The sequence below is a fragment of the Agrobacterium tumefaciens genome (assembly GCF_031801495.1).
GTDB classification, from domain to species: domain Bacteria; phylum Pseudomonadota; class Alphaproteobacteria; order Rhizobiales; family Rhizobiaceae; genus Agrobacterium; species Agrobacterium tumefaciens_K.
Window position 1 is genome coordinate 842410 of the sequence record NZ_JAOEGC010000002.1, and the last position, 23728, is coordinate 866137.

General features: G+C 62.5%; 27 protein-coding genes and 1 pseudogene. 25 read left to right on the plus strand and 3 right to left on the minus strand.

Features of this window, described 5'->3' with window-relative positions:
- Positions 1-47: 47 nt before the first annotated feature.
- Entirely contained in the window at positions 48-479 is a 432-nt protein-coding gene (locus N7578_RS13535) for an Lrp/AsnC family transcriptional regulator (protein WP_311110827.1), read from the plus strand.
- Here the strand turns inward: N7578_RS13535 and N7578_RS13540 are convergent.
- A complete protein-coding gene (locus N7578_RS13540; RefSeq protein WP_311110828.1) occupies positions 471-848 on the minus strand; it encodes a helix-turn-helix domain-containing protein in 378 nt (125 codons plus the stop codon). The genes N7578_RS13535 and N7578_RS13540 overlap by 9 nt on opposite strands.
- A 145-nt stretch (positions 849-993) precedes the next feature.
- Here N7578_RS13540 and N7578_RS13545 point away from each other — a divergent pair, with 145 nt between their 5' ends.
- Positions 994-1833, plus strand: a complete 840-nt coding sequence (locus tag N7578_RS13545) for an SDR family oxidoreductase (protein ID WP_311110829.1) — start codon at positions 994-996, stop codon at positions 1831-1833.
- A 29-nt stretch (positions 1834-1862) separates the two neighbouring features.
- On the opposite strand, the gene N7578_RS13550 is transcribed toward N7578_RS13545, so the two are convergent.
- Positions 1863-3524 (minus strand): alpha/beta-hydrolase family protein, encoded by a 1662-nt coding sequence (locus N7578_RS13550; protein WP_311110830.1) that lies wholly within the window; start codon positions 3522-3524, stop codon positions 1863-1865.
- Positions 3525-3764: 240 nt separating this feature from the next.
- Between N7578_RS13550 and N7578_RS13555 the strand changes: the two genes are divergently transcribed.
- The 11 genes and pseudogenes from N7578_RS13555 (at position 3765) to N7578_RS13605 (ending at position 12224) form a co-directional block, all read left to right on the plus strand.
- Positions 3765-4289: a hypothetical protein gene (locus N7578_RS13555; protein ID WP_311110831.1), complete on the plus strand. Its 525-nt coding sequence runs from the start codon at positions 3765-3767 to the stop codon at positions 4287-4289.
- On the plus strand, positions 4286-5545 hold the full coding sequence (locus N7578_RS13560) for a terminase large subunit domain-containing protein (protein WP_311110832.1): 1260 nt from the start codon (positions 4286-4288) through the stop codon (positions 5543-5545). The genes N7578_RS13555 and N7578_RS13560 overlap by 4 nt, the downstream gene beginning before the upstream one ends.
- A gap of 503 nt (positions 5546-6048) precedes the next feature.
- Positions 6049-6672 carry a hypothetical protein gene (locus tag N7578_RS13565; protein WP_311110833.1) on the plus strand — a complete coding sequence of 208 codons (624 nt, stop codon included), beginning with the start codon at positions 6049-6051 and terminating at the stop codon, positions 6670-6672.
- Between the two features lie 59 nt (positions 6673-6731).
- Complete coding sequence (locus tag N7578_RS13570) at positions 6732-7055, plus strand: Dabb family protein (RefSeq protein WP_311110834.1); 324 nt, start codon at positions 6732-6734, stop codon at positions 7053-7055.
- 174 nt (positions 7056-7229) lie between these two features.
- A complete protein-coding gene (locus N7578_RS13575; RefSeq protein WP_311110835.1) occupies positions 7230-8396 on the plus strand; it encodes a phage portal protein in 1167 nt (388 codons plus the stop codon).
- Positions 8397-8605: 209 nt separating this feature from the next.
- Positions 8606-8926: a DUF6107 family protein gene (locus N7578_RS13580; RefSeq protein WP_311110836.1), complete on the plus strand. Its 321-nt coding sequence runs from the start codon at positions 8606-8608 to the stop codon at positions 8924-8926.
- Between the two features lie 41 nt (positions 8927-8967).
- A complete protein-coding gene (locus tag N7578_RS13585; RefSeq protein WP_311110837.1) occupies positions 8968-9540 on the plus strand; it encodes an HK97 family phage prohead protease in 573 nt (190 codons plus the stop codon).
- Between the two features lie 28 nt (positions 9541-9568).
- Positions 9569-10837 carry a phage major capsid protein gene (locus N7578_RS13590; protein ID WP_311110838.1) on the plus strand — a complete coding sequence of 423 codons (1269 nt, stop codon included), beginning with the start codon at positions 9569-9571 and terminating at the stop codon, positions 10835-10837.
- 90 nt (positions 10838-10927) lie between these two features.
- Positions 10928-11497: a head-tail connector protein gene (locus N7578_RS13595; protein WP_311110839.1), complete on the plus strand. Its 570-nt coding sequence runs from the start codon at positions 10928-10930 to the stop codon at positions 11495-11497.
- Positions 11498-11500: 3 nt separating this feature from the next.
- Positions 11501-11836, plus strand: a complete 336-nt coding sequence (locus tag N7578_RS13600) for a phage head closure protein (protein ID WP_311110840.1) — start codon at positions 11501-11503, stop codon at positions 11834-11836.
- Positions 11833-12224 (plus strand): annotated as a pseudogene (locus N7578_RS13605) (DUF3168 domain-containing protein). Before N7578_RS13600 ends, N7578_RS13605 begins: the two are co-directional and overlap by 4 nt.
- On the opposite strand, the gene N7578_RS13610 reads toward N7578_RS13605, so the two are convergent.
- Complete coding sequence (locus N7578_RS13610; RefSeq protein ID WP_311110841.1) at positions 12205-13416, minus strand: MFS transporter; 1212 nt, start codon at positions 13414-13416, stop codon at positions 12205-12207. The pseudogene N7578_RS13605 and the gene N7578_RS13610 overlap by 20 nt on opposite strands.
- Positions 13417-13512: 96 nt before the next feature.
- On the opposite strand from N7578_RS13610, the gene N7578_RS13615 reads away from it, so the two are divergent.
- The 12 genes from N7578_RS13615 to N7578_RS13670 all read left to right on the plus strand — a co-directional run bounded on the left by N7578_RS13615 (position 13513) and on the right by N7578_RS13670 (position 23711).
- The gene (locus N7578_RS13615) at positions 13513-13920 is read left to right on the plus strand and encodes a phage major tail protein, TP901-1 family (protein ID WP_311110842.1); all 408 of its coding nucleotides are present in this window, start codon (positions 13513-13515) and stop codon (positions 13918-13920) included.
- Positions 13920-14279 carry a gene transfer agent family protein gene (locus N7578_RS13620; protein WP_311110843.1) on the plus strand — a complete coding sequence of 120 codons (360 nt, stop codon included), beginning with the start codon at positions 13920-13922 and terminating at the stop codon, positions 14277-14279. Before N7578_RS13615 ends, N7578_RS13620 begins: the two co-directional genes overlap by 1 nt.
- The gene (locus N7578_RS13625) at positions 14276-14497 is read left to right on the plus strand and encodes a rcc01693 family protein (RefSeq protein ID WP_311110844.1); all 222 of its coding nucleotides are present in this window, start codon (positions 14276-14278) and stop codon (positions 14495-14497) included. The genes N7578_RS13620 and N7578_RS13625 overlap by 4 nt, the downstream gene beginning before the upstream one ends.
- A gap of 64 nt (positions 14498-14561) precedes the next feature.
- Positions 14562-15146, plus strand: coding sequence for a phage tail tape measure protein (locus N7578_RS13630; protein WP_311110845.1), 585 nt, complete (start codon positions 14562-14564; stop codon positions 15144-15146).
- A gap of 28 nt (positions 15147-15174) precedes the next feature.
- A complete protein-coding gene (locus N7578_RS13635) occupies positions 15175-15807 on the plus strand; it encodes a TIGR02217 family protein (RefSeq protein ID WP_311110846.1) in 633 nt (210 codons plus the stop codon).
- On the plus strand, positions 15804-16688 hold the full coding sequence (locus N7578_RS13640) for a baseplate hub protein (RefSeq protein ID WP_311110847.1): 885 nt from the start codon (positions 15804-15806) through the stop codon (positions 16686-16688). The genes N7578_RS13635 and N7578_RS13640 overlap by 4 nt, the downstream gene beginning before the upstream one ends.
- Positions 16685-17119 carry an NlpC/P60 family protein gene (locus N7578_RS13645; RefSeq protein ID WP_311110848.1) on the plus strand — a complete coding sequence of 145 codons (435 nt, stop codon included), beginning with the start codon at positions 16685-16687 and terminating at the stop codon, positions 17117-17119. The genes N7578_RS13640 and N7578_RS13645 overlap by 4 nt, the downstream gene beginning before the upstream one ends.
- Before the next feature lie 3 nt (positions 17120-17122).
- Entirely contained in the window at positions 17123-20911 is a 3789-nt protein-coding gene (locus N7578_RS13650; RefSeq protein ID WP_311110849.1) for a baseplate multidomain protein megatron, read from the plus strand.
- A 43-nt stretch (positions 20912-20954) separates the two neighbouring features.
- Complete coding sequence (locus N7578_RS13655) at positions 20955-21161, plus strand: hypothetical protein (RefSeq protein WP_311110850.1); 207 nt, start codon at positions 20955-20957, stop codon at positions 21159-21161.
- Positions 21162-21300: 139 nt separating this feature from the next.
- Positions 21301-21555, plus strand: a complete 255-nt coding sequence (locus N7578_RS13660) for a hypothetical protein (protein ID WP_311110851.1) — start codon at positions 21301-21303, stop codon at positions 21553-21555.
- Between the two features lie 94 nt (positions 21556-21649).
- A complete protein-coding gene (locus N7578_RS13665) occupies positions 21650-22321 on the plus strand; it encodes a response regulator transcription factor (RefSeq protein ID WP_311110852.1) in 672 nt (223 codons plus the stop codon).
- Positions 22311-23711, plus strand: a complete 1401-nt coding sequence (locus N7578_RS13670) for a HAMP domain-containing sensor histidine kinase (RefSeq protein ID WP_311110853.1) — start codon at positions 22311-22313, stop codon at positions 23709-23711. Before N7578_RS13665 ends, N7578_RS13670 begins: the two co-directional genes overlap by 11 nt.
- Positions 23712-23728 lie beyond the last annotated feature (17 nt).

Below are 23728 nucleotides of genomic sequence, written 5' to 3' on the forward strand. Positions count from 1 at the left end.
AGCATTGCAGGGTAATATTGGTCAGATTGACGACAGGAATAGTCAATATGACGATCACGGACAAAGACCGCGCATTGCTTGCCCTGCTTTCGGAAAATGCCCGCATGCCGGTGGCAGAACTGGCGCGCAAGCTCGGCCTTTCTCGCACCACGGTACAGGCCCGCATCGAGCGGCTGGAGGCGGACGGTGTGATTGCCGGTTATGGCTTGCGGTTCTCGGAAAGCTATCTTTCGGGGCTGGTGCGCGCCCATGTGCTGATTACCATTGCGCCGAAGGCGCTGCCGGGCGTGACGGCGTCGCTTTCGGCCATCCGCGAGGTGACGACGCTGCATTCCGTCGGCGGCAGTTTCGACCTCATCGCCATTCTGGCCGCGCCGTCGATTGCCGATCTGGACCGCCTCATCGACCGGATCGGTGCACTCGACGGCGTGGAACGCACGCTGTCGTCAATCATCCTGTCGACGCGGATTTCACGCTGACGCCCGTTCGTTCGCGGCGTCGTAAGCCTTCTGGGCCTCCATCACGGCTTCGATGTTGCCCTCGGCCCAATGGGCAAGTGCAGCCACCGTTTCGGTTAGCGTTTTTCCAAGCGGCGTCAGCGAATATTCCACCGTGACCGGAACCGTTGGAAATGCCTGCCGTGCGATCAGCCCGTCGCGCTCGAGCTTTTTGAGCGTCTGTGACAGAACTTTCTGGGATATCCCCTTGATCTCCCGCCGCAGGATATTGAAGCGCAACGCTTCACCGCGAAGCCGGTCAAGGATCAAAAGCGCCCACTTGTCGGCCAGCCTGTCCAGCACCAGACGTGTAGGGCAACGGTCTTCGTAAACATCGTAGAGATATTGCATACTGTCCTTCCCGCATTGCTGCGACGCTGCATCGGTTTCCTGCACGATACCAGGTGACCGAAAAGTGCTCTCTTTCGGCGATTTCAAATCCGCAGTATCTGTCTTTTGGAAACATGGTTTCTAATAGATACTAAGGAGATTTGAAATGACAGGCAAGATACTCGTTCTCGGTGCGACCGGAACCGTGGGAACCCCTCTCGTGAAGGCGCTGGTGGCGAAGGGCGAGCGCGTCAAGGCTGCGTCCCGAAGCGGCAAGCCAGCGGAAGGCGCAGAAGGCGTCCGGTTCGATTACGCCGACACTTCCACTTTCGCCGATGCCTTCGACGGCGTTGACCGGCTCTATCTGTTGTTGTCTACCGGGCATGTGGATGTTGGCGGTGCGCTGACGCCGGTTGTCGACGAAGCGATCCGCCTTGGCGTGAAGATCGTCTTCATGAGCGTCTTCGGCGTCGATGCCGACGATTCCATTCCCTATCGCCAGATCGAGCTGAAGATCATCGCTTCCGGTGTGCCTTATGTCATTCTTCGCCCCAACTGGTTTGCAGACAACTTCCATACCTTCTGGAAGGCAGGTGTGGATCACGGCCAGATCGCCGTTCCGGCTGGCGACGGCAAGTCGAGTTTTATCGACGTGCGCGACATTGCCGACAGCGCGGCCGCCGCGCTGACCACGGACGCTTTCGACGGAAAGGCATTCAACCTGACCGGCCCGCAGGCGTTCGGTTACGCCGAGGCTGCTGCGGCCATTTCACAGGCAATCGGCAAGCCGGTGTCCTACAATGCGGTTTCCGACGATACCTTCATTGGTATTCTGACCGGCGCAGGCGTGCCGCAGGACTATGCAGGCTTCCTCGCATCGATCTTCTATCCGGTCCGGGAAGGCTGGACGTCGGCTGTGACGGGCGATGTCGAAACGCTGACGGGCCGCGCGCCGCGTTCGCTGGAAGCCTATATCGCCGATCATGTGGATGCGCTGAGGGGCTAAGGCTCCGGGCGCCGCGGCTTCCCGCCAGATCACGCCGGATCGGTGGAGCCGCGGCGGGCCTTGAAGAACATTTTCAGGCGCTGGATGTCTTCCGAGGTCCAGCCCTGCGGCTGCGTCACCTCCATCCACGCATCGATGTAATGTTCGGGCGCATAGACGTGGCCGTAACCCATGGGCGCGGTCGTCGCGGCGGCGACGTCGAGGCCGAGCTGAAGCAGCGTGACGACCGGAAACCAGCGGAACGACGCCGACACGTCCGGCCCATGGCGCACCATCCATTCCGGGCGGCGGTAAAGCGAGGATGCCTCGAAAAAGGTGATCGGATCGCTGGCATATTGCAGATAGACGATACGCATCGGGCCCCATTCGGTTCCCGGCATGTGCGCGGTCGTATACTGGTTGGCGAAACGGATGACGGATGAATCGCGGAAACGCGGCAGCCATTCCGGAGATCCGGGGTTCCTGCCATTGGTCGCCATACGCCAGGTGGGACTGGAGAAAGGCGGGCCGCTCCACAGCGCGCCCTGAAACGGATCGGCAATGACATCGTAAAGATCCGAGGACTTCTGCGAATTGAGCGACCCGAGGCTGAGGCCGTTCAGATAGAGTTTCGGGCGGGTTTCCTTCGGCAGGGTCGTCCAATATCCGTAAACGGCCTGAAACAGCGCACGGGCCGTTTCCACGCCGTAATCCGGCTCGGTCAGCAGCGCGATCCAGCTCGAGAGGTAGGAATATTGCACGGCGACGCTGGCGACGTCGCCGTCATGCAGATATTCCACCGTATCCAGCGCTTCCGGGTCGATCCAGCCCGTGCCGGTGGGAATGACGACGAGCAGAACCTTGCGCTCGAAGCCGCCGACGCGTTTCAGCTCCTCCAGCGCAAGGACGGCTCGTGTTTCCGGCGTGTCGGCGGAATTGAGGCCTGCGTAAACCCTGACCGGTTCCAGCGCCGGGCGGCCGGTGAACGCTGAAATATCCGTGCCGTGCGGGCCGCTGGCGACGAACTCCCGACCGCGCCTGCCAAGGGTTTCCCAGGTCATCAGCGAGGCGCTGCTGCCGGTCTTCATCGGATCGTCCGGGCGCGGTACATCCGGCTCGATCAGCGAATCCACCTGCTTGAGCGAGGAATCGGCAAAGCGCAGCCCGATATCGAAGATCAGGCCGTTCAACAGCATCCATGACAGGACGACGGCCACGGCAATGCCGAGGACATTGGCGAGGCGGCGCGGGAGAAAATGACGACTGCGCAGGGCGAAGAAACGCTGCACCAGCTGGAACAGCCGCCCGAGCACGATGAGGACAGCCGCCACCGCGACGGCCAGCGCCCCGGTCTTGGTGGGGTGCGCGCTTGGTAACGGATCAAGCTCCATCAGAACCCGGATGGAGTTCTGCCAGTTCGCCGCCTGCCACAGGAACACGCAGGCCATGATCAGCGAGGAGAGCGCCAGCAGGAAATGGATCGACCTCTTGTTGCCGCGCGAGGGATGGGGCAGTTCCAGATAGGCCCAGATCGCGCACAGGCAGACGCCGATGAGATACCCGATGGCGAAGGAAAATCCGCTGAGCACGCCCTGCATCAGCCAGCTTCGCGGCAGAAGTGAGGGGGTGAGAGATGCGCAGAACAGAGCGGTTCCGATGACGATACCGGTTGTCGAAAGACCCGCGACCAATCGCGCAACCCATTGCTTCATGGACCTTATTACCCTCTGCATCCGCACCGTTTGCGGGCGAGTGTAATATGCATGCCGCGCCGAGGCAAATCGTGATTAGAGACAAAATTCATACAATAGGAAAATAATCCTTGACGGCGTGACGGTGCTTTGATAGGGTTCAGTCATCGTCGTAGATGTGTGACCTGAAGCGTTTTCGGGTGAACCCATCTTTCATGACTGATCCCCATTTTTCTCTTTTTTGCTGTGATCGGAAACGCCATGCTCGCCTTTGATGAGGCCGACCTGTCGCTGTTTGGCGACTGGCCGGACAGCTGCGTCTATCGCCACGGGGTGGCGACGGATTGCGATCTTGAGGCCGCGCCCGAGATAAAGTCCGCGCCAGTGGAGGATACGACGCAGGACGATCTGCGGCAGTTGCTGAATGCGTTGACGGCGGAGCTGCGCGAACAGTGCCGCATGTACCAGAGAATGCGGGAAGTGAGTGAGCCGCTGCTGTCTGTCGCGATCGACGAGACACCGGGCAAGCAGGGGCGGGCGGACGTGAAGGCCGCAACGGAATCGCTTTCCGTGGTCGTGCGCACGCTGGAAAAGATCGACGTGCTACAACGCCAGATCGCCGAGGAGCGCGAGCGCAATGCCGACAGGGCCGAGGAGAGCGAGGACTATGACGCCGCCGTGGCCTTCTTCCTGCAAAGGATCGATGCTCTGGCCGAGCAGAAGGCCGCAGCGATCTGTGCCGCCCGCGGAATGTCGCTTGATGCCGCGCCCGAGGACGCCGAATGATCGACGTCTCGCTTGAAAGCTTTCTTGAGAGCAATCTTGCCAGCCTGCGCCGTGACTGGCGGTTTCTGGGCAACCTGCCGCAGCAGCCGCCAGCCGGTGACTGGCGCACATGGCTGCTGATCGGTGGACGCGGTTCCGGCAAGACGAGGGCCGGGGCCGAATGGGTGCACCGGGTCGCCTCCTCGGGAAAACGCTCGACGCTGCGCATCGCGCTGGTGGCGGAAACACTGGGAGATGCGCGTGAGGTGATGATCGACGGCGTGTCCGGTCTGTGCCGTATCGCCCGGCGCTGCCGTCCCGATTTCGAGGTGTCGCGCCGCAGGCTGATCTGGCCGAATGGAGCCATGGCACAGATATTTTCGTCCGAAGACCCCGAAAGCCTGCGGGGGCCGCAGTTTCATATGGCATGGGCGGACGAGCTGGGAAAATGGAAATATGCGCAGGAAACCTGGGACATGCTGCAGTTCGGCCTGCGTCTGGGGGATGCGCCACGGCAGCTCGTGACCACGACGCCGCGGCCCATTCCGCTTCTCAAGGCGCTGATGGCCGATCCGGCGACGCGGGTCATACGGATGCCGACGGTAATGAATGCCGCGAACCTCTCGCCCGGTTTCATCGACGCACTGCGCCGCCGTTATGGCGGGACGCGGCTCGGGCGGCAGGAACTGGATGGGGAGCTGATCGAGGAGCGCGAGGACGCTCTGTGGAAACGCTCAAGCCTTGAAGGGCTGGTCGAGCGGCTGGACGAGCCGTTGAAACGGATCGTGGTCGCCGTCGATCCGCCTGCCGGTTCGGGAAAAAACTCTTGCTGCGGCATCGTCGTGGCGGGGCTCGCCATGTCGGGCAGGCTGATTGTTCTGGCGGATCGTTCGGTCGAGGGCGCAACGCCCGCGGGATGGGCGCGGGCGGTGGTGAATGCCTGCCGCATGCACGAGGCCGACCGTGTGGTGGCGGAAGTCAATCAGGGCGGCGATATGGTGAAGGCCATGCTGCAGAGCATCGACGCCGATCTGCCGGTGACGATGGTGAGGGCAAGCCGCGGGAAATTCACTCGCGCCGAACATGTCGCCGCGCTCTACGAGCAGGGCAGGGTGAGACATGCGGGCCGTTTCGAAAAACTGGAGGACCAGATGGTCAATTTCGGTCCGGACGGACTTTCCATCGGGCGCTCGCCCGACCGCCTGGACGCTCTTGTCTGGGCGATTACGGCGCTGACAGGGGATACGACCAGCGAACCGAGGGTAAGGGGTATGTGAGGCGGCTTGACAGAAGCAGACAGTTTGCGTCCCGCCGCAAACTATTTTCGGTCATCTTCAACATTGAAGCGTGGATCCACCCACCGATGAACGATGTCATCATCGGGTCATGCCCGAAGATGACATCGAGATTGCATGGGATGACACTGGTATCGATGAGCCGTTCGGCTGAACTCGAACGGTCTTACTTCTTCGGCGTCTGGGCAGGCTTCTGCTGAGAGCTGGTTTCGCGCATCTGGCGCCACTCGTTTTCGAGGCGGTCATACGTGGTCTGGGGGATTGTCGCTGTCATGGTGGCATTCCTCCTGATTGGGTAACGCTGCGGAATTGCGCGGTAAATCGAGTTAGCGCCGCAGGGTTCCGCAATTCAAGGAATTTTTTACCCCGAAACTCCGATCTGCGGATTAAAATCGATTAAGATTTTTTCAAATCGATTTAGTCCTGACGGTCGTCATGTGGAAAAACAAGGGTGTTAGGGCATCTGCGATTTTCAGGAGCCGGAAATGGGATTCGGGAAGCGCCGATTCTTCGACGCGGTGCGATCAGACGTGTTCGAGGGACGGATACGAGCGGCGCAGGTTGCGGGTACGGAACTGATCCTCGATCGTTTCGAAGTGCTGCTGCCGGGCGGTGATCAGCGCTGGATGGCCTATATGCTGGCAACCGCGTTTCACGAAACCGCCGGGACCATGCAGCCGGTGCGCGAGACGCTGGCCGGAACCGATGATGCGGCAATCGCCATTCTCGAACGGGCTTATGCGGCAGGCAGGTTGCCAGCCGTTACCAAGCCCTACTGGCGGCGGGATGATGACGGCAAGAGCTGGCTCGGCCGCGGGCTGGTACAGCTGACCCATCGTCGAAACTACGAGGCTATGTCCGTGCTGACCGGCATCGACTTCGTGGAACGGCCGGAACGGGCCATGGAGCCGGAGATGGCTACCACGATCCTGATACGCGGTATGACGGCGGGCAGTTTCACCGGCTGGCGGCTCTCCGGTTTCTTCGGCAGAGGGCGCGAGGACTGGCAAGGCGCGCGCGCCATCATCAACGGCAACGACCGAGCGGCACTGGTCGCGGAATACGCACGCGCATTTCATCGCTCTCTTGAAGCGGCGCGGATTGAATAGCCACAGACCAAGTGATAACCCCTTCGCCAAGTCCCCTTCGGGGCAGGTTCGAACTTTGCATGACAGGTGATACCGTGATCCGCCATATCGTTTTTTTCACCGTTCCCGAGGAAAACCGCGAGGCCGTACGCAAGGGGCTTTCGGGGCTGACTGCGATACCGCATTCGCTGAAGCTGGAAATCGGCGAGAACGTGAAGAAGGACCAATGGGGTAACTCCGTTGATTTTATCGTGTACGGCGAGTTCGAAAGCGAAGAGGCGCTGGCCGCCTACAAGGCCGATCCGGCCTACGATCTTTCCACGCGCACGGTGAAGCCGCTGCGCGACACCCGCATCGCGGCCGATTTCGACAGCGATACGGCGACAAAACAGCCGATCCGATAGAACGGCAATGCAGTCCTTGTGATGACGGGCCGCTGACAACTTCCTGCGCCTCGGCCTGACAATTCCGCAACTGTAATGCCGATCCGGCAGAGACTTTTATATTCGAACAGGGCGGAGGGGTAAGCGCGGCTTGCTCCTCCGTTCTGCATTTGGCCAGCTTTCAAAGGATGAACCATGCGATTTCCGTTTTCCCTGCCGTGGCGGCGCCCGGCGGATGGTGTAGCCGTGCCCGAACACAAGGCGCAGTCCGGCGGATTTCTGGCCGTAACCACGGAGGCGGGTCGGGCACACTGGTCCGGCCGAAGCTATGCGGCGCTTGCCCGCGAGGGTTTCATGAAGAACCCGGTGGCGCATCGTGCCACCCGCATGGTGGCCGAAGCTGCCGCGTCCGTGACCTGGCTGCTCTATGAGGATGGCGAGGAAATTACCGCCCACCCCTTGCTGATGTTGATGGCAAAGCCGAATGCCCATATGGGCGGCCCCGATTTTTTCGAGGCGCTCTACGGGCATCTGCTGCTTTCCGGCAATGTCTATATCGAGCCGGTAACGATCGGCGGGCGGGTGCGCGAACTGCACCTGTTGCGGCCGGACCGGGTGAGCGTGATCGAGGGAGCGGATGGCTGGCCGGTCGCCTATGATTACCGCGCCGATGGCAGGGCGGCGCGACGCATCGCTGCCGACCGTGACGGGCTGGGGCTGCTGCATCTCAAGCTGTTCCATCCGCTCGATGACCAGACCGGCTTTGCGCCGCTTGCCTCGGCGGGTGCGGCGCTCGATCTGCACAACGCCGCCAACCAGTGGAACAAGCGGCTGCTCGACAATTCGGCGCGGCCTTCCGGCGCGCTGGTCTACCAGCCGAAGGAGGGCGGCAACCTTTCGTCCGAGCAGTATGAGCGGCTGAAACGGGAGCTGGAGGAAGGTTATCAGGGCGCGGTGAACGCAGGCCGTCCACTTCTTCTGGAGGGTGGGCTGGACTGGAAAGCCATGGGGCTTTCGCCACGTGACATGGATTTTCTGGAAGCGAAAAACGGTGCCGCGCGCGATATCGCTCTTTCGCTTGGCGTGCCGCCGATGCTGATCGGTATTCCCGGCGACAACACCTACGCCAACTATCAGGAGGCCAACCGCGCCTTCTACCGCCTGACGGTGCTGCCGCTCATCAACCGCACAGCTGCCCGGCTGTCCGCCTGGCTTGCCCAGTCCTTCGGCGGGGAGCTACGGCTGGAACCGGACCTCGACAAGATCACGGGCTTGTCTGGCGAGCGTGACGCACTTTGGGCACGGGTGGGCGCGGCAACGTTCCTCAGCGAAGAGGAAAAGCGTCAGGCCGTGGGGTATTAAGATTGAGGCTTGCAGACGCAAGGCGGCTGGTTCCGGATCAGGTTCGGGGTGACGGCGAGTTTGGCTCTGGCGTTGAATCATTTTCGCAGGGAGTTGAATCGGATTGCGAGGCTTCTCGCGCAATCGACTCCAGCGATTCAGGAAATTCGCCTTCAAGGCGCGCCGATGGATTTGTCGGATACGCACATCATAAACCAGAACGATGACCAATGTCTGAATTCGCCAACGAAAGCGGCATATGGGCTGCGCGCCTGACCGGTGCCGTGGCAGGGGCGAGTGTTTCGCTCGTTTACCTGCTGCCGAAAAGCAGGCGGGAAGCCGCCAGCCGTTTCCTGACCGGACTGGCCTGCGGCCTGATCTTCGGCGGGCCGATGGGCCTGTGGATCGTGCGCCAGCTCGACATCGCCGGAGCGCTCTCCGGTCATGAAATCATGGTGGCGGGATCCGCCGCCGCCAGCATCTGCGCCTGGTGGGGTCTGGGCGTGGTGTCGCGCATCGCCGACCGTTTCGGCGCCCGCCCGCGGTCCTGATCGCCGCCAACGTTTTCAGAGAAACATTGCAGGAGTTTCCCATGCACGCTTATCGCGGGCCACGTCCCGCCACGCGCAAATTCGCCAATCTGGAACTGCGCGGCATTTCAGGTGACGGCACGTTTTCCGGTTACGCCAGCGTTTTCGGCGAAGTCGATCTCGGCCGCGACGTGATCGAGCGCGGTGCGTTCCGCCGTTCCATCGAGGAACGCGGCGCGGGCGGCATCCGCATGCTCTACCAGCATGACCCGGCCCAGCCTATCGGGGCGTGGCGCACGATCCGCGAAGATGAGCGCGGCCTCTACGTCGAGGGTGTGCTTGCCCCCGGCGTGGCACGGGCGGGCGAGGTGCATTCGCTGATGAAGACCGGCGGGCTCGACGGGCTTTCCATCGGTTTCCAGACAGTAAGGGCGGGCAAGGCGGGACGCTCCGGCGTGCGCCGTATTCTCGAGGCCGACCTCTGGGAGATCTCCGTCGTGACCTTTCCGATGCTGCCTTCGGCGCGTGTTTCCGACGTGAAGCACGCCCGGTTTTTCCGCGACCGCGAGACGGAACTGGTGCGCACGATGCGCCGCGCCGCCCGCACGATTTTCGATACCGCATTCAGACGCTGAACCATATCCAGAACAGAAGGATGGCGACATGACAGAGCAGATGACAAGGCCCGCAGACATGACGGTTGCGCCGCAGGTGAAGGCCGTGCCCGACACGATGACGGCAGCCTTCGACGAGTTCATGGAGGCGTTTGAGGCCTTCCGTGACACGAACGACCGGCGGCTTGGCGAGATCGAGCGCAAGATGGGTTCCGATGTGTTGACCCGCGACAAGCTGGACCGCATCGACAAGGCGCTGGATGAGAGCCGGAAGGTCATGGACGATCTGGCGCTGAAGAAGGCGCGACCGGCGCTTGGCCGCAAGGATGCCGCGTCTCTTGACGTTGCCGAGCACAAGGCGGCGTTCGACGCCTATATCCGCCGTGGTGAGGAGGCGGCGCTGCGCGATCTCGAGGCCAAGGCGTTTGCAGGATCGGCCGGAGCCGATGGCGGTTATCTGCTGCCCACCGATACCGACGGCGAAATCGGCCGCCGCGTAACGGCGGTGTCGCCGATCCGGGCATTGGCGACCGTGCGGCAGGTTTCCGGCACGGTGCTGAAGAAGCCCTTCGCACCGAGTGGTCTGGCAACCGGTTGGGTAGCCGAAACGGCGGCGCGTCCGCAGACCTCGACACCGCAGCTTGCCGAACTGACATTCCCGACGATGGAGCTATATGTCATGCCTGCGGCAACGCAGGCGCTGCTGGACGATGCGGCTGTCGATATCGAAAGCTGGATCGCCTCGGAAGTGGACATTGCCTTTGCCGAACAGGAAGGCACCGCCTTTGTGACCGGCGACGGCGTGAACAAGCCGAAAGGCTTTTTGTCTTACACGGCGGTTGCCAATAGCGGCTGGAGCTGGGGCAATCTCGGCTACGTCGCGACGGGCGTTTCCGCAGGCTTTGCCTCCTCCGGTCCGATGGATGTGCTGCTGGATGCGGTCTATGCGCTGAAGGCCGGCCATCGCCAGAACGGCAGCTTCGTGATGAACCGTAAGACACAAGGCGCGCTGCGCCGCTTCAAGGACACCAACGGCAATTATCTGTGGCATCCACCGGCCACTGCCGGTCAGCCGGCGTCCCTGATGGGCTTTCCGGTAACGGAGGCGGAAGACATGCCCGATGTCGCGGCAAACAGCCTCGCCATCGCTTTTGGCGACTTCCGGGCTGGATACCTCGTCGTCGACCGCACCGGCGTTCGCATCCTGCGCGACCCATACTCAGCAAAACCCTACGTGCTGTTCTACACCACCAAGCGGGTGGGCGGCGGCGTGCAGAACTTCGAGGCGATCAAGCTGGTGAAGTTCGGAGTGAATTGATTTTTCTGCCTCGTTCGCCGTCATTCCGGACCAGATCCGGCATGACGGAGGGGGATGAACTGCTTTCGTCGCACCTTTTCCGGAGACATCATGACCTATGCATTGATCGGCCCGCCGCAGGCCGAGCCGCTGTCGCTTGCCGAGGCGAAGGCGCATCTGCGGCTCGATGGCAGCGATGAGGATGCGCTTCTCTCTTCGCTGATCCGCGCCGCCCGCGAGCATCTGGAACGTGCGACGGGGCTTTGCCTGATCCACCAGACCTGGCGGCTTTATCTGGACAAATGGCCCGACGGCGACGTGATTCAGATTGGCAAGGGACCGGTGCAAACCATCGAAACGATTCTGGTTTTCGATGCCGAGGGCAATCCGTCCGATATCACCGCGACCGATATGCTGCTGGATGGCACAGCACGCCCGGCGCGGCTGTGGTTGCGCGACCCGCCATCACCCGGCCGGGCGATCGACGGCATCGAGATCGATTTCATCGCGGGTTACGGCGAGGCGGGCAGTGACGTGCCAGACACGCTGAAACGCGCCATGCTGACCCATGTCGCGCAGATGTTCGCGTTTCGTGGTGCGATCCTGCCGGAAAACCAGCCGGCCGCCACTCCTGCCGGATATGACCGGCTGGTTTCGCCATTTCGTCGTATGGGGCTTTGAGCGATGAACCTTGTTTTTCTCGATCCCGGCCGGATGACGGCACGGCTGGAGCTGGAAGTACGCGTCGAAACACCCGACGGGCAGGGCGGCGCGACGGAAGACTGGGGTTTTCTGAGGTCGCTCTGGGCGGCGATAGAGCCGGTTTCCGACACGTCCTACGAACGCGCTTCTGCAGAAGGGGCGATGGCCAGCCACCGCATCTGGCTCGCAAGCCGCGGTGACATTGCAGCCGGTATGCGGTTCAGGAAGGATGAGCGCCTTTTCGAAATCCTGTCCGTTCGCGACCCGGACGAGACGGGCCGCTTCATTGTCTGCCGCTGTCGGGAGGAGAGCCGATGAGTGCCGCCAACACATTGCTGCAGGCGATCCATGGCAGGCTTTCGGGCGATGCGGCGCTGATGGCCGAGACGACGGGCGGCGTCGTCGACCGGCTTCTGCCGCGACCGGTCTTTCCCTGCATCGTCTTGATCTCGAAACCCGCGATTATTCGACGGCCACGGAACAGGCCGAGGAGCATTTCCTGACCTTGGAAATCTGGAGCGAGGCGGGCGGACGGAAAAGAGCCGAAGAGATTGCCATGCGGGTGAGAACGCTGCTGGACGATGCGGCGCTGACACTCGAAGGCATGACGCTGGTGAGCCTGCAACATCGTTCCGGCCGCTCGCGGCGTGAGCCGAAGGCACGCAGTTTCGTGGCGGAGCTGCGCTTCAGGGCTGTGACTGAGTAGATTTGCGGCTCGTGCGCCAGAGAAGCGCCAGAAGCAGGATCGACACGACCGAAAGTGCGCTTGCCAGCGAAAGCGCGAAGGTCGCTCCGCCGCGTTCCAGAACCGTGGTGAAAAACAGCGGCGCTGCGGCAGTCGCCAGATTTTGCGGCAGGGAGATGCGTGCGGCCTGCAGCCCGTATTCCTGCGGTGAAAAAACAGCAAGCGGCAGGATGGCGCGACTGACCGCGACCACCCCGCCGCCAAAGCCGAAAAGCAGCATGAAGGCCACGAATACCGGCGTTGAGGCGCCGAAGCCGAGCAATACCAGCAGCGAAAACAGGAAAAGCAGGCTGCCGACCATACCGGTAGCGAACGGGTTGCCGCGTTTTCCCAGCAGGAAATCCAGCCCGCGTGCGCAAATGGCAAAAATGCCGCGTGCCGAGGCAAGTTGAAGGGCAAGCGCGGAGGACGCACCGACCTGCAACAGAAGTGACGGCACCAGCGGCGAAAGACCAAATGACACGAAGACGCTGATCGTCGTCATCGCAGCAAGGAGCAGGAAGGCATGCCGCCGCGAGGCACTCACGGTTGCCAGTTGAACGGTTCCTTCGGGTGGTTTTGGTGAGAGCTGCTGCTGCCTTTCCGGCAGGGCGAGCAGATAAAGCGGCAGGATGATGAGGAATTGCAGGCAGGCGAAAATGGCAAGGGTGCATCGCCAGCCAAGATGATGCTCGATGTAGGCGGTGATCGGCAGGAAGACCGTGCCTGAAAGACCGGTGAAGATCATCAACAGCGAAATCATGCGCCCGCCTTCCGCGCCGATGCGCTCGACCATGGCGGTGTGGGCGGCTGTCGTCAGGCCGCACGCGCCGGCAAACCCCATGACGAGCCAGCCGACGGCGTAGCTTACGATGCCGCTCGAAAGGGCGAGGATGGCGAGGCCGATGGTGAAGAGCAAAGAACCCGCCACGAGGACAGGGCGTGCACCGTAACGGACGAGCGCTCTGCCAAGCGTGGGACCGCAGAAGGCGCTGACCGCCATCATCACGGTTAGGCCAGCAAAGACGAATTCCTTCGCCAGGCCGAGATCGCGTCCGATCGGGTTCCCTAGCAGCGCAAGTGAATCGAAACAGGCACCCCAGCCGACAATCTGGCCAATGGCCAGCACGACGACGAGACGTGTGCGATGCCTGGGGTTTTCTGTGTGGGACATGGCGGGATGCGGACGCCGATTCTGAAACGGGAATGAAGCCGTTGGTAGCAGCGGTGCCTGTCATGAACAACAGCAATCGAGAGGAAGGACGACACCATGGTGGCGCAGAAGGGCAAGGACCTGCTGCTGAAGATCGACAATGGCGGCGCTTACGCGACGGTGGCGGGATTGCGGACGAAACGTCTGGCGTTCAACGCGCAGGCCGTTGACGTGACGGACGCGGAAAGCGCCGGGCGCTGGCGAGAACTGCTGGCTGGCGCAGGCGTGCAGCGTGCCGCGATCTCGGCGTCGGGCATCTTCAAGGATCAGGCAAGCGATGCGCTGGTGCGCGGTACGTTTTTCGCAGGGACCATTCCCGGCTGGCAGATCGTCATTCCCGATTTCGGCACGATCACGGGCTTGTTCCAGATCGCCGCGCTCGAATATTCCGGCCGTCACGACGGTGAGGTTGCGTTCGAGATCGCGCTGGAATCGGCGGGCCTGCTGACATTCGGAGCGCTGTGATGGCTCAAGGGTTGCGCTACGGGCGGGCGAACCGCCATCGCGGTGAGATCGAGGCGCTGATCGACGGCGAAAGACGCATTCTGTGCCTGACGCTCGGCGCTCTCGCCGAACTGGAAACCGCTTTTGCCGCCGACGACCTGACGGCGCTTGCCAGGCGATTTGTGGGCGGGCGCATGAAGGCTGAGGACATGATCCGCGTGATCGGCGCTGGCCTGCGCGGCGCGGGCAATGTCTTTTCCGACGAGGATGTGGCGGCTGCCACCGTGGATGGCGGCATTGCCGGTTATGCATCCATCGTCGCCGATCTTCTCATCGCGACCTTTGCCGGACCGAAAGCGGAGACGCCGCCGGACCCTTGAATGCCGCAGCAGGTGCGACGAACGGCACTCCGGTGCATCCTTTCCCCTGGGATGAGGCGATGCACATCGCCCTCTGCCTGCTGCGGCTTCCCGCGCCGATGTTCTGGGCGCTGACGCCGCTGGAGTTCTTCGCGATGACTGGCGGCAGGCGCCTAACTTCAGGTGCTCTCGGCAGGGCGGCGATGGAAGCGCTGATACAGCGCTTTCCGGACGTATGATGCAGGTTTTCTGCGATTTTTCAGATCCTTGAGAGGCATTCTCTGAATCAGAAAGGCAAGACGCATGGCTGAGGAACAATCGATGAGTGGCAGGCGCGAGGAGGCTGAGGCGCTGTCTGATGTGATGGCTGATCTGGAGCGTCGCTCCGAGCGTTTCGGGACCGCGCTGACATCAGCCATGCAGGCGGCGACGGTGGGCGGCAAGGGGCTGGACGACGTGCTGCGCGGACTGGGGACACGGCTTTCAGGCATTGCGCTCTCCGCCGGTCTGAAGCCGCTCGAAACCATGATCGGCAATGCCGTGGGTGGTCTGGTGAACGGCGCCGGATCGCTGTTCGCCTTTGCCGATGGCGGCGTGCCGGGACGCGGCATCACGCCCTTTGCGGATGGCGGTGTCGTTTCAAGCCCGACCTTTTTTCCGATGAGCGGCGGGCTTGGCCTGATGGGTGAGGCCGGTTCCGAGGCGATCCTGCCGCTGAAACGAGGCGTGGACGGGTCGCTTGGTGTTGCCGCAGCCGCTGGTGCGGGTGGCGGGCCGCAGATCGTGTTCAACGTGACGGCGGCCGATGCCGCCAGCTTCAGGAAAAGCGAAGGCCAGATTGCCGCCATGCTGGCGCGCAGCGTCGGGCGCGGCCAGCGCGGACTCTAACACTCGAAAAGAATCCAGGAACAACGACATGGCCCGATTTCATGAAGTGCGGTTTCCACTGCGCCTTGCGCTTGGCACGAGTGGCGGACCGGTACGGCGAACCGATATCGTCAACCTGTCCAGCGGGCGTGAAAACCGAAATCAGCGCTGGAAGAACGCAAGGCGTGCCTACGATGCGGGTTCCGGCGTCCGGTCGCTGGCCGATCTTTACGAGGTGCTGGCATTTTTCGAGGCGCGGCGCGGCGAGCTTTACGGGTTCCGATTTCGCGATCCGGTGGACTTCAAGTCCTGTCCGCCTGGCGATGCGCCAACCGCCATCGATCAGAAGATCGGTACCGGCGACGGCGTGACGGCGACCTTCCAGCTTTCCAAGACCTATGAGGACGCTGGCGGCTCTTTCACGCGGCGTATCGACAAGCCGGTGGAAGGATCGGTTCAGGTTTCCGTCAACGGTGTCGGCGCCATCGATTTTTCCACGGATCATGCGACTGGCGTTGTGACCTTCGGGGCGGAGCATGTACCGCCCGCCGGTGCCGTTATCCGCGCCGGTTTCGAATTTGATGTGCCGGTGCGTTTCGCCATCGACCGTATCGATGTGAACCTGACCGCCTTCGAGGCGGGCCGCATTCCTTCCATTCCCCTGACGGAAATCCTGCCATGAAGACGATCCCTGCCGCGCTTGCGGAACACCTGCAAGGTGACGCCACGACCACATGCCATTGCTGGAAGGTGACGCTGAAAGACGGAGCCGTGATCGGCTTCACCGACCACGACGAGCCGCTTGCCTTCGGCGGCACGACCTATCTCGCGGCCAGCGGTTTCGCTACCAGCGAGACGGACGGTGCCGCGGGGCGTGGAGCTGGCTCCGGCGAGGTGTCGGGCGGGTTTTCGAGTGAGGCGATCACGGAAAGCGATCTGGCAGAAGGCCGTTACGATGGCGCGAGCGTGTCGCTCTTCCTCGTCAACTGGCAGCAGCCGGAAAGCCACATGATGCTCAATGTGCGTGAGATCGGCGAGGTGACGCGGGCAGGCGGCGCGTTTCGCGCCGAACTGCGCAGCATCACCCATCGGCTGAGCCAGCCGCAGGGCCGGGTCTACGGGCGGCGATGCGATGCGGCTCTTGGTGATGCACGCTGCGCTGTTGATCTCTCAGGGTTCAGCGGTAACGGCGCAATCCTCTCCGTCGATGCGGCTGGAACTCTTGCGGTTTCGGGGCTTTCCGCGTTTGGCGAAGGCTTTTTCGCGCAGGGCAAGCTGCGTTTCCTGACGGGCGGCAATGCCGGGAAAAGCTTCGACCTCGACGCGCACAGGCTCCGCGAAGGTGTGGCGCAGCTGTCATTCTGGTTGCCACCGGAGGGCGCGCCGGAAATCGGCGACACGTTTTCGGTGACGGCGGGCTGCGACAAGAGCTTTGCGACCTGCAAGGCGAAGTTCGCCAATCACCTGAATTTTCGAGGCTTTCCGCATGTGCCGGGCGCTGACTTCGCCTATTCCTATGCAAGCGGCGGGCAGAACCACGACGGAAAGGCGCTGTTTCCATGAGCGCGACGCAGGACCGGGTGCTGGAACTGGCGGAAGGCTGGATCGGCACGCCCTACCGGCATCAGGCGAGCCTGAAAGGTGTCGGCTGTGATTGCCTTGGCCTCATTCGCGGCATCTGGCGCGAGCTTTACGGGACGGAGCCGGAGCTACCACCGCCCTATGCGCCCGACTGGGCGGAACGAGGGGGCGAGGACAGGCTTCTGGCGGCAGCGCAGCGACATTTCGGCCCGGCATTGGTGATCTCGCAAGCGATACCGGGCGACCTGCTGCTGTTTCGCTGGCGGGTCGACGCGGCCGCCAAACATCTAGGCATTCTCGCCGGTCCCGACCATTTCATTCATGCCTATGAACAGGCGGCTGTGGTGCGCTCAGCGCTGGTTCCCGGCTGGCGCAGGCGCATTGCGGGCGTGTTTCGTTTTCCGGAGATCTGACCGATGGCAACCATTCTGTTTCAGGCAGCAGGCGCGGCCCTGGGAGGCGTCTTTGGGCCGGTAGGCGCGATCATAGGCCGTGCGGCGGGTGCGCTGGCGGGCAATGCGGTCGACCGGGCGGTCTTGTCCTCCGGACGGACTGTGAGCGGGGCGCGGCTTTCAACAGCGCGCATTCCGGGAGCCGATGAGGGGACGGGTATCAACCGGCTATACGGCACGGCGCGGATCGCCGGCACGCTGATCTGGGCAACGCGCTTCGAGGAAAGCGTGACGGTGGAGCGGCAGGGCGGCAAAGGCGGTGGCGGCACGAAGGTGGAAAACTACCGGTATTTCGCAAATTTCGCCGTGGGCCTCTGCGAAGGCGAGGTGGCGATGGTGCGCCGTATCTGGGCAGATGGGCAGGAAATGGATCTGATGGCGATTGCCACGCGGTTCTATCCGGGCAGCGAGACGCAGCTTCCCGATCCGCTGGTCGAGGCAAAACAGGGGTCGGGTAACGCGCCTGCGTTTCGCGGTCTGGCCTATGTGGTTTTCGAGCGCCTGCCGCTCGACGCCTATGGCAACCGCATTCCGCTGCTGCAATTCGAGGTGGTGCGTCCGGTGGGAAGGCTGGAGAGGCAAATCCGCGCCATCACCGTCATTCCCGGTGCGACGGAACACGGTTATGCGACCACGCAGGTGTCCGAGCACACCGGCATGGGGCAGAGCCTTATCCTGAACCGCAATGCTCTGACCGCCACGACGGACTGGCAGGCTTCCATAGACGAGTTGCAGGCGCTTTGCCCCGCTCTTGAGAGCGTTGCGCTGGTGGTCAGCTGGTTCGGCACCGACATGCGGGCCGGTGAATGCCGTATTCTGCCCGGTGTCGAAGTGGACGCCCGCGAGCGGGAAAGCGCGCCATGGTCCGTGGCGGGATTGCAGCGTGACGCGGGGCATGTGGTGAGCCGTCACGACGGCGGACCGGCCTATGGCGGCACGCCCGACGACGCGAGTGTCCGTCAGGCCATCGCCGATCTGAAAGCGCGCGGTTTGAAGGTCTGCCTCTACCCGTTCGTGATGATGGACGTGCCTTCGGGGAACGGATTACCCGACCCTTATGGCAAGAGCGAGCAGGATGCTTATGGCTGGCGTGGTCGCATCACGTGTTTTCCGGCACCGGGAAGGGTGGGGTCGCCGGATGGAACGATGGCCGTGCGCGATGCGATTTCCGCCTTCGGCAACCGCGCCGACGGATATCGCCGCATGGTGCTGCATTATGCGGCTTTGGCCGCTGAAGCCGGTGGCGTGGATGCGTTTCTGATTGGCTCTGAACTGCGCGGGCTGACCAGCCTGCGCGACGGCAATGATGCGTTCCCCTTCGTCGAGGAACTGGTGCGGCTTGCAAGTGACGTTCGTGCCATCGTCGGGCCGCAGACGAAACTGACCTATGGCGCCGACTGGAGCGAATATTTCGGGTATCATCCGGCCGATGGATCGGGCGACGTGTTCTTCAATCTCGATCCGCTCTGGGCGAGCCCGCATATCGACGCGGTTGGCATAGACAACTACATGCCGCTCTCAGACTGGCGCGATGAGGATGCCTCAAACGGGAACCCGGACGGTATGACCGGACCGGACGACGCGGCGGCTTTTGGCCATGCCATCACGAGCGGCGAAGGGTTCGACTGGTTCTATGCCAGCGACGCCGACCGCGACGCACGGCAACGCACCCCGATCACCGACGGACTGGCGGGAAAGCCGTGGGTCTTTCGCTACAAGGATTTGCGGAACTGGTGGCAGAATACGCATTTCGAGCGGGTGAACGGGGCGGAAAGACCGACGCCGACCGCATGGGTTCCTGCCTCGAAACCCATCTGGTTCACGGAAGTAGGTTGTCCGGCGGTGGACAAGAGTGCCTCGCGCCCGAATGTCTTTCCCGATCCGAAATCGGCGGAAAACGCCTATCCGTATTTTTCCGGCCGGGGCCGCGCCGACAGCCAGCAGCGACGGTTTCTGGAAGCCCATCTCGACCACTGGTCGGGGAAGGGCGGCACGGGCATGGTGGACAATCGCCGTATCCATCTCTGGACCTGGGATGCGCGGCCCTATCCGGCCTTTCCTCTGGGAACCTCCATATGGAATGACGGCGGCAACTGGCGCACCGGTCACTGGCTGAACGGCAGGCTGGGAACGGCAACGCTTGCCGACACGATCGCCGCGATCATGACCGATCACGGCTTTGCCGGTTTCGACGTATCTGCCGTCAGCGGCGACCTTTCCGGCTACGTTCAGGGCGATGTGACATCGGCCCGCAGCCTTCTCGAACCGCTCATGGACGCCTTCCAGGTGGATGCGGTGGAGGACGGCGCGATTTTGCGGTTCCGTTCCCGCAACACGGCGGCGCCCCCCGCACGCGAGGTAACGGTTCTGGCCGATCTGGATGACGAGCCGCTGTGGTCTGAGAATCGTGGCCATGACAGCGATTTTGCCGCGGAGGCGGTCCTGACGTCCTGCAATCCGGCGCTCGACTATGAGCAGGCAAGCGTGCGCTCGCGGCGAATCGATGGGGCGGCAAACCGTCTGCTGCGGATCGACCTTAACGCGGTGCTGCCGCAGGAAACCGCGCAGGCCGCTGCCGAGGCATTGTTGCGCGACAACCGGCAGGCAAGGCGTTCGGTGCGTTTTTCGCTATCGCCGACCGAAATGGCCATCGAACCCGGCGATTGCCTGCTTTTTCCGGGTGGGCCGGCAGGCCGCTTTCTGGTCAGCCGGATCGAGGACGGCGATGTCCGGCGGATCGAGGGGCGTGCGTTTCTGCCAATTGCCGGAGGATTTTTCGGCGAGCAGGACGCGCCGCGCAACCCCGGTGCTGGTGGGGCGGATGGCTTCGACCCGGAAGTGCTGTTGCTAGATCTGCCGCGGCATGAAGCCTTTGCGCCGGAACAGTCGGCCCGCATCGCTGTGCTTTCACGACCATGGCGACCACTCCTTGTCTCATCGTCAGTCGGAGCGGAGGGGTACAGACAGCGGGCCACGCTCGACCGCCCGGCCATGATCGGCAGCTTGAAGATGCCATTGGCGCCCGGACCTTCCGGCCGGTTCGATCACGGCAATGTCCTGGAAGTCGACCTGCCTTTCGGTGCGTTGTCCTCCATGCCTGAGCGTGCCGTGCTGAATGGCGAAAACCGTATCGCCTTTCTGGCAGCAAACGGCGTGTGGGAAGTAGCTGCTTTTGCCCGCGCCGAGGAAACCGCGCCCGCCCGCTGGCGTCTTTCAACACTGTTGCGCGGATTGGGCGGCACGGAGGACGCCGTGGAGGCGGGTGCGGTGGCAGGCGCGCCTTTCGTGTTGCTGGATGCCGCGGTCCAGCCGCTCGGCCTGACGTCCGCGGAGCGTGGCCTGCGGCTGAACTGGATTGTCGAGGCGGCGGGCGGGACGGGAGACGCCGTCGGTCCCTTCGGTTTCGAGGGTGGAATGCGGGCCGAAACGCCGCTTGCACCCGTACACCTTGCCGCGGGGCGAAGGTCGGAGGGCGTGCTTTTCCGCTGGATGCGGCGCGGGCGTGTGGATGCCGATGGATGGGAGGCAATGGACATACCGCTGGACGAACCGTTCGAACGTTATCGCGTCGAGGTGCTGGACGACGGAGAGGTGCGGCGTACGGCTGATGTGAGTGAACCGTTCTGGCTCTACCCCTCAGCCGATGAACTCACAGATTTCACCTCCCCGCAGGATCACATTTTTGTGCGTGTACGCCAGCTCGGCCGTGCCATGCCGCTGGGGCTTGCCGCTCAAGCACGTCTTCAGCTCTGAAAGTCATTGAAATCACTTTGAAAACCAAGAGAGAGGAAGAGAAATGGACAGCATCAAACCGTGGTATCAATCAAAGACAGTCTGGGGCGCGCTGATCGCCGTATTCGCGCCGCTCCTTCATGTTGTCGGTTTCAACCTGCCGGCGGGCTTCGAAAGCGAGCTGGCGGAGGGGATCGTTACCGTTGCGGGTGGAATAGGCGGTCTTGTCGCGCTTTACGGTCGTCTTGCCGCCACCAAGACCATTCGTTGAAGGCGATCCTGATATGCCGCCTTTTCACGACCTGTCCGGTGGAAAAGGCGGCATTCATTTGCCATTCAGACGCTTTGCGCTACATATTCAGTCACAATACGATTTGACACGCACCCTGTCTTGTTTGGAAGTTTGTGCAATGGCATCACCTCTCATCATCGCGACGCTTGCAGCCGGGCTTTCCGGTTTCACGGCGCCCGAGGCTGATAACGGGGGCCGTTTCACTCTTGTTGCAAGCGATTGCAGCGCTGCCGTTTCCCGCGTCGTGCGCGAAACCGGCGGGCAGCTTCTGTCAGTTTATCCTTCCAATGACGGCCAGTCCTGCGTCGTCACGGTTCTCGTTCAGGGCAACGGCGAACGTCCGCGCAAGGTGACGATGCGCGTTCCGATGTAGCCTTGCTCAAGGCACCAAAATATCGGAAAACACCCCTATCGATACAAGAAGACCGGAACCGAAACAGGTTGCGGCGGACAGGAAAGGGCGGACCATGCGCATTCTCGTTGTCGAGGACGATGCAAACCTCAATCGGCAGCTGACGGACGCTTTGAAGGAAGCGGGTTATGTGGTCGATCAGGCATTCGACGGCGAGGAAGGCCACTATCTCGGCGACACCGAACCTTATGACGCCATCGTGCTGGACATCGGCCTGCCGCAGATGGACGGCATCACGGTTGTCGAGAAGTGGCGCGCTTCCGGCAAGGCCATGCCGGTTCTGATCCTGACCGCACGCGACCGCTGGAGCGACAAGGTGGCTGGCATCGACGCCGGTGCCGACGACTATGTGACCAAACCCTTCCACGTGGAAGAGGTTCTGGCCCGCGTGCGCGCTCTCATTCGCCGTGCGGCCGGCCATGCTTCGTCCGAACTCGTCTGTGGCCCGGTGCGGCTCGACACGAAATCTTCCAAGGCCACGGTCAACGGCACAACGCTGAAACTGACGTCGCATGAGTTCCGCCTGCTTTCCTACCTGATGCACCATATGGGCGAGGTCGTTTCCCGCACCGAACTGGTCGAGCACATGTACGATCAGGATTTCGACAGGGATTCCAACACGATCGAGGTGTTTGTCGGCCGCCTGCGCAAGAAGCTCGGGGTCGATCTGATCGAAACGATCCGCGGCCTCGGTTACCGGATGCAAGCGCCCGCAGATGCGAAGTAACTCACTCACCGCCCGCGTTCTTCTGCTCGCCTCGCTCTGGTCGATGCTGGCGCTGGTGGTGATTGCCGTCGTGATCTCCACGCTCTATCGACAGGGTGTGGAGCGCAGTTTCACGGACCTGTTGCGCGCGCAGCTTTACAACGTCATCAATTCGATCACGATTTCCAACGAGAACACGCTGGCGGGCAGCCCGCAGCTCGGCGATCTGAGGTTTTCGCAGCCCGATACCGGCTGGTACTGGGTGGTGGAACCTCTCGGCAATTTCCAGACCGCGCCGCTTGTGTCGTCGTCGCTCGGCGTCGCTTCGCTGCCGGTTCCGGGCATTCTCGACGTTCCCTTCGACAATCGCTACGAGCGTTTCTACGCCGTGACTGACGAGGCGGGCAACCGCGTGCAGGTGGCGGAAACGGAAGTGGTTCTGGATGGCGAGGGCCGCGCTGCGCGCTTCCGTGTTTCCGGCAATCTCAACGTCGTGGAAGACGACGTGCGTGATTTCTCCAACAGCCTTTATCTGGCGCTGGCGGTTTTCGGGGTGGGAAGCCTTGTCGTCAACGGTCTGGCCATTCTCTACTCGCTACGGCCGCTCGATCAGGCCCGTGTCGCGCTCGGCAAGATACGCGGCGGCGAGGCGGAAAGCCTTGAGGGCGAATTCCCGCGTGAAATCCAGCCGCTGGCGAACGAGGTGAACGCGCTGATCGACAGCAACCGCCGTATCGTTGAACGCGCCCGCATGCAGGTGGGCAATCTGGCGCATTCGCTCAAGACACCAATCGCCGTTCTGCTGAACGAAGCGCGGACGCTGGAGCCGCAGCATGGCGACCTGGTGCGCGCCCAGGCCGACGCGATGCAGGCGCAGGTGCAATCCTATCTTTCGCGTGCGCGCATTGCCGCGCAGCGCGGTTCCATCCTGGCCCGCGCCGAGGCCGAACCGGCGTTGGAACGGCTGGTGCGCGTGATGCGCCGTCTCAACCCCGACAAGCAGTTCAACCTGCAGTTCGACGTGCCTGGCAGCGTGTTGGCGATGGAACAGCAGGATCTCGAGGAAGTCGTCGGCAATCTTCTTGAAAATGCGGCGCGTTTCGCCAGGCATCAGGTGACCGTGCGTGTCGCGGCCGGCACGCATCCTTCTTCCGATCCTGACATCGCCCGCCGTGCCTGGATCGAGCTGACTGTCGAGGACGACGGACCGGGACTGGAGCCGGAGCAGATCAGCGAAGCGATGAAGCGCGGCCGACGTCTGGATGAAAGCCGACCGGGTACCGGCCTTGGCCTTTCGATCGTCAGCGAGGTTGTATCCGAGTATCACGGCCGCTTCTCGTTGTCGCGGAGTGCTCTCGGTGGGTTGAAAGCCGACCTGATTTTGCCCGGCCTCTCGAAAGAACTTGCGTGAGCCGAGAAAAAAAGCAA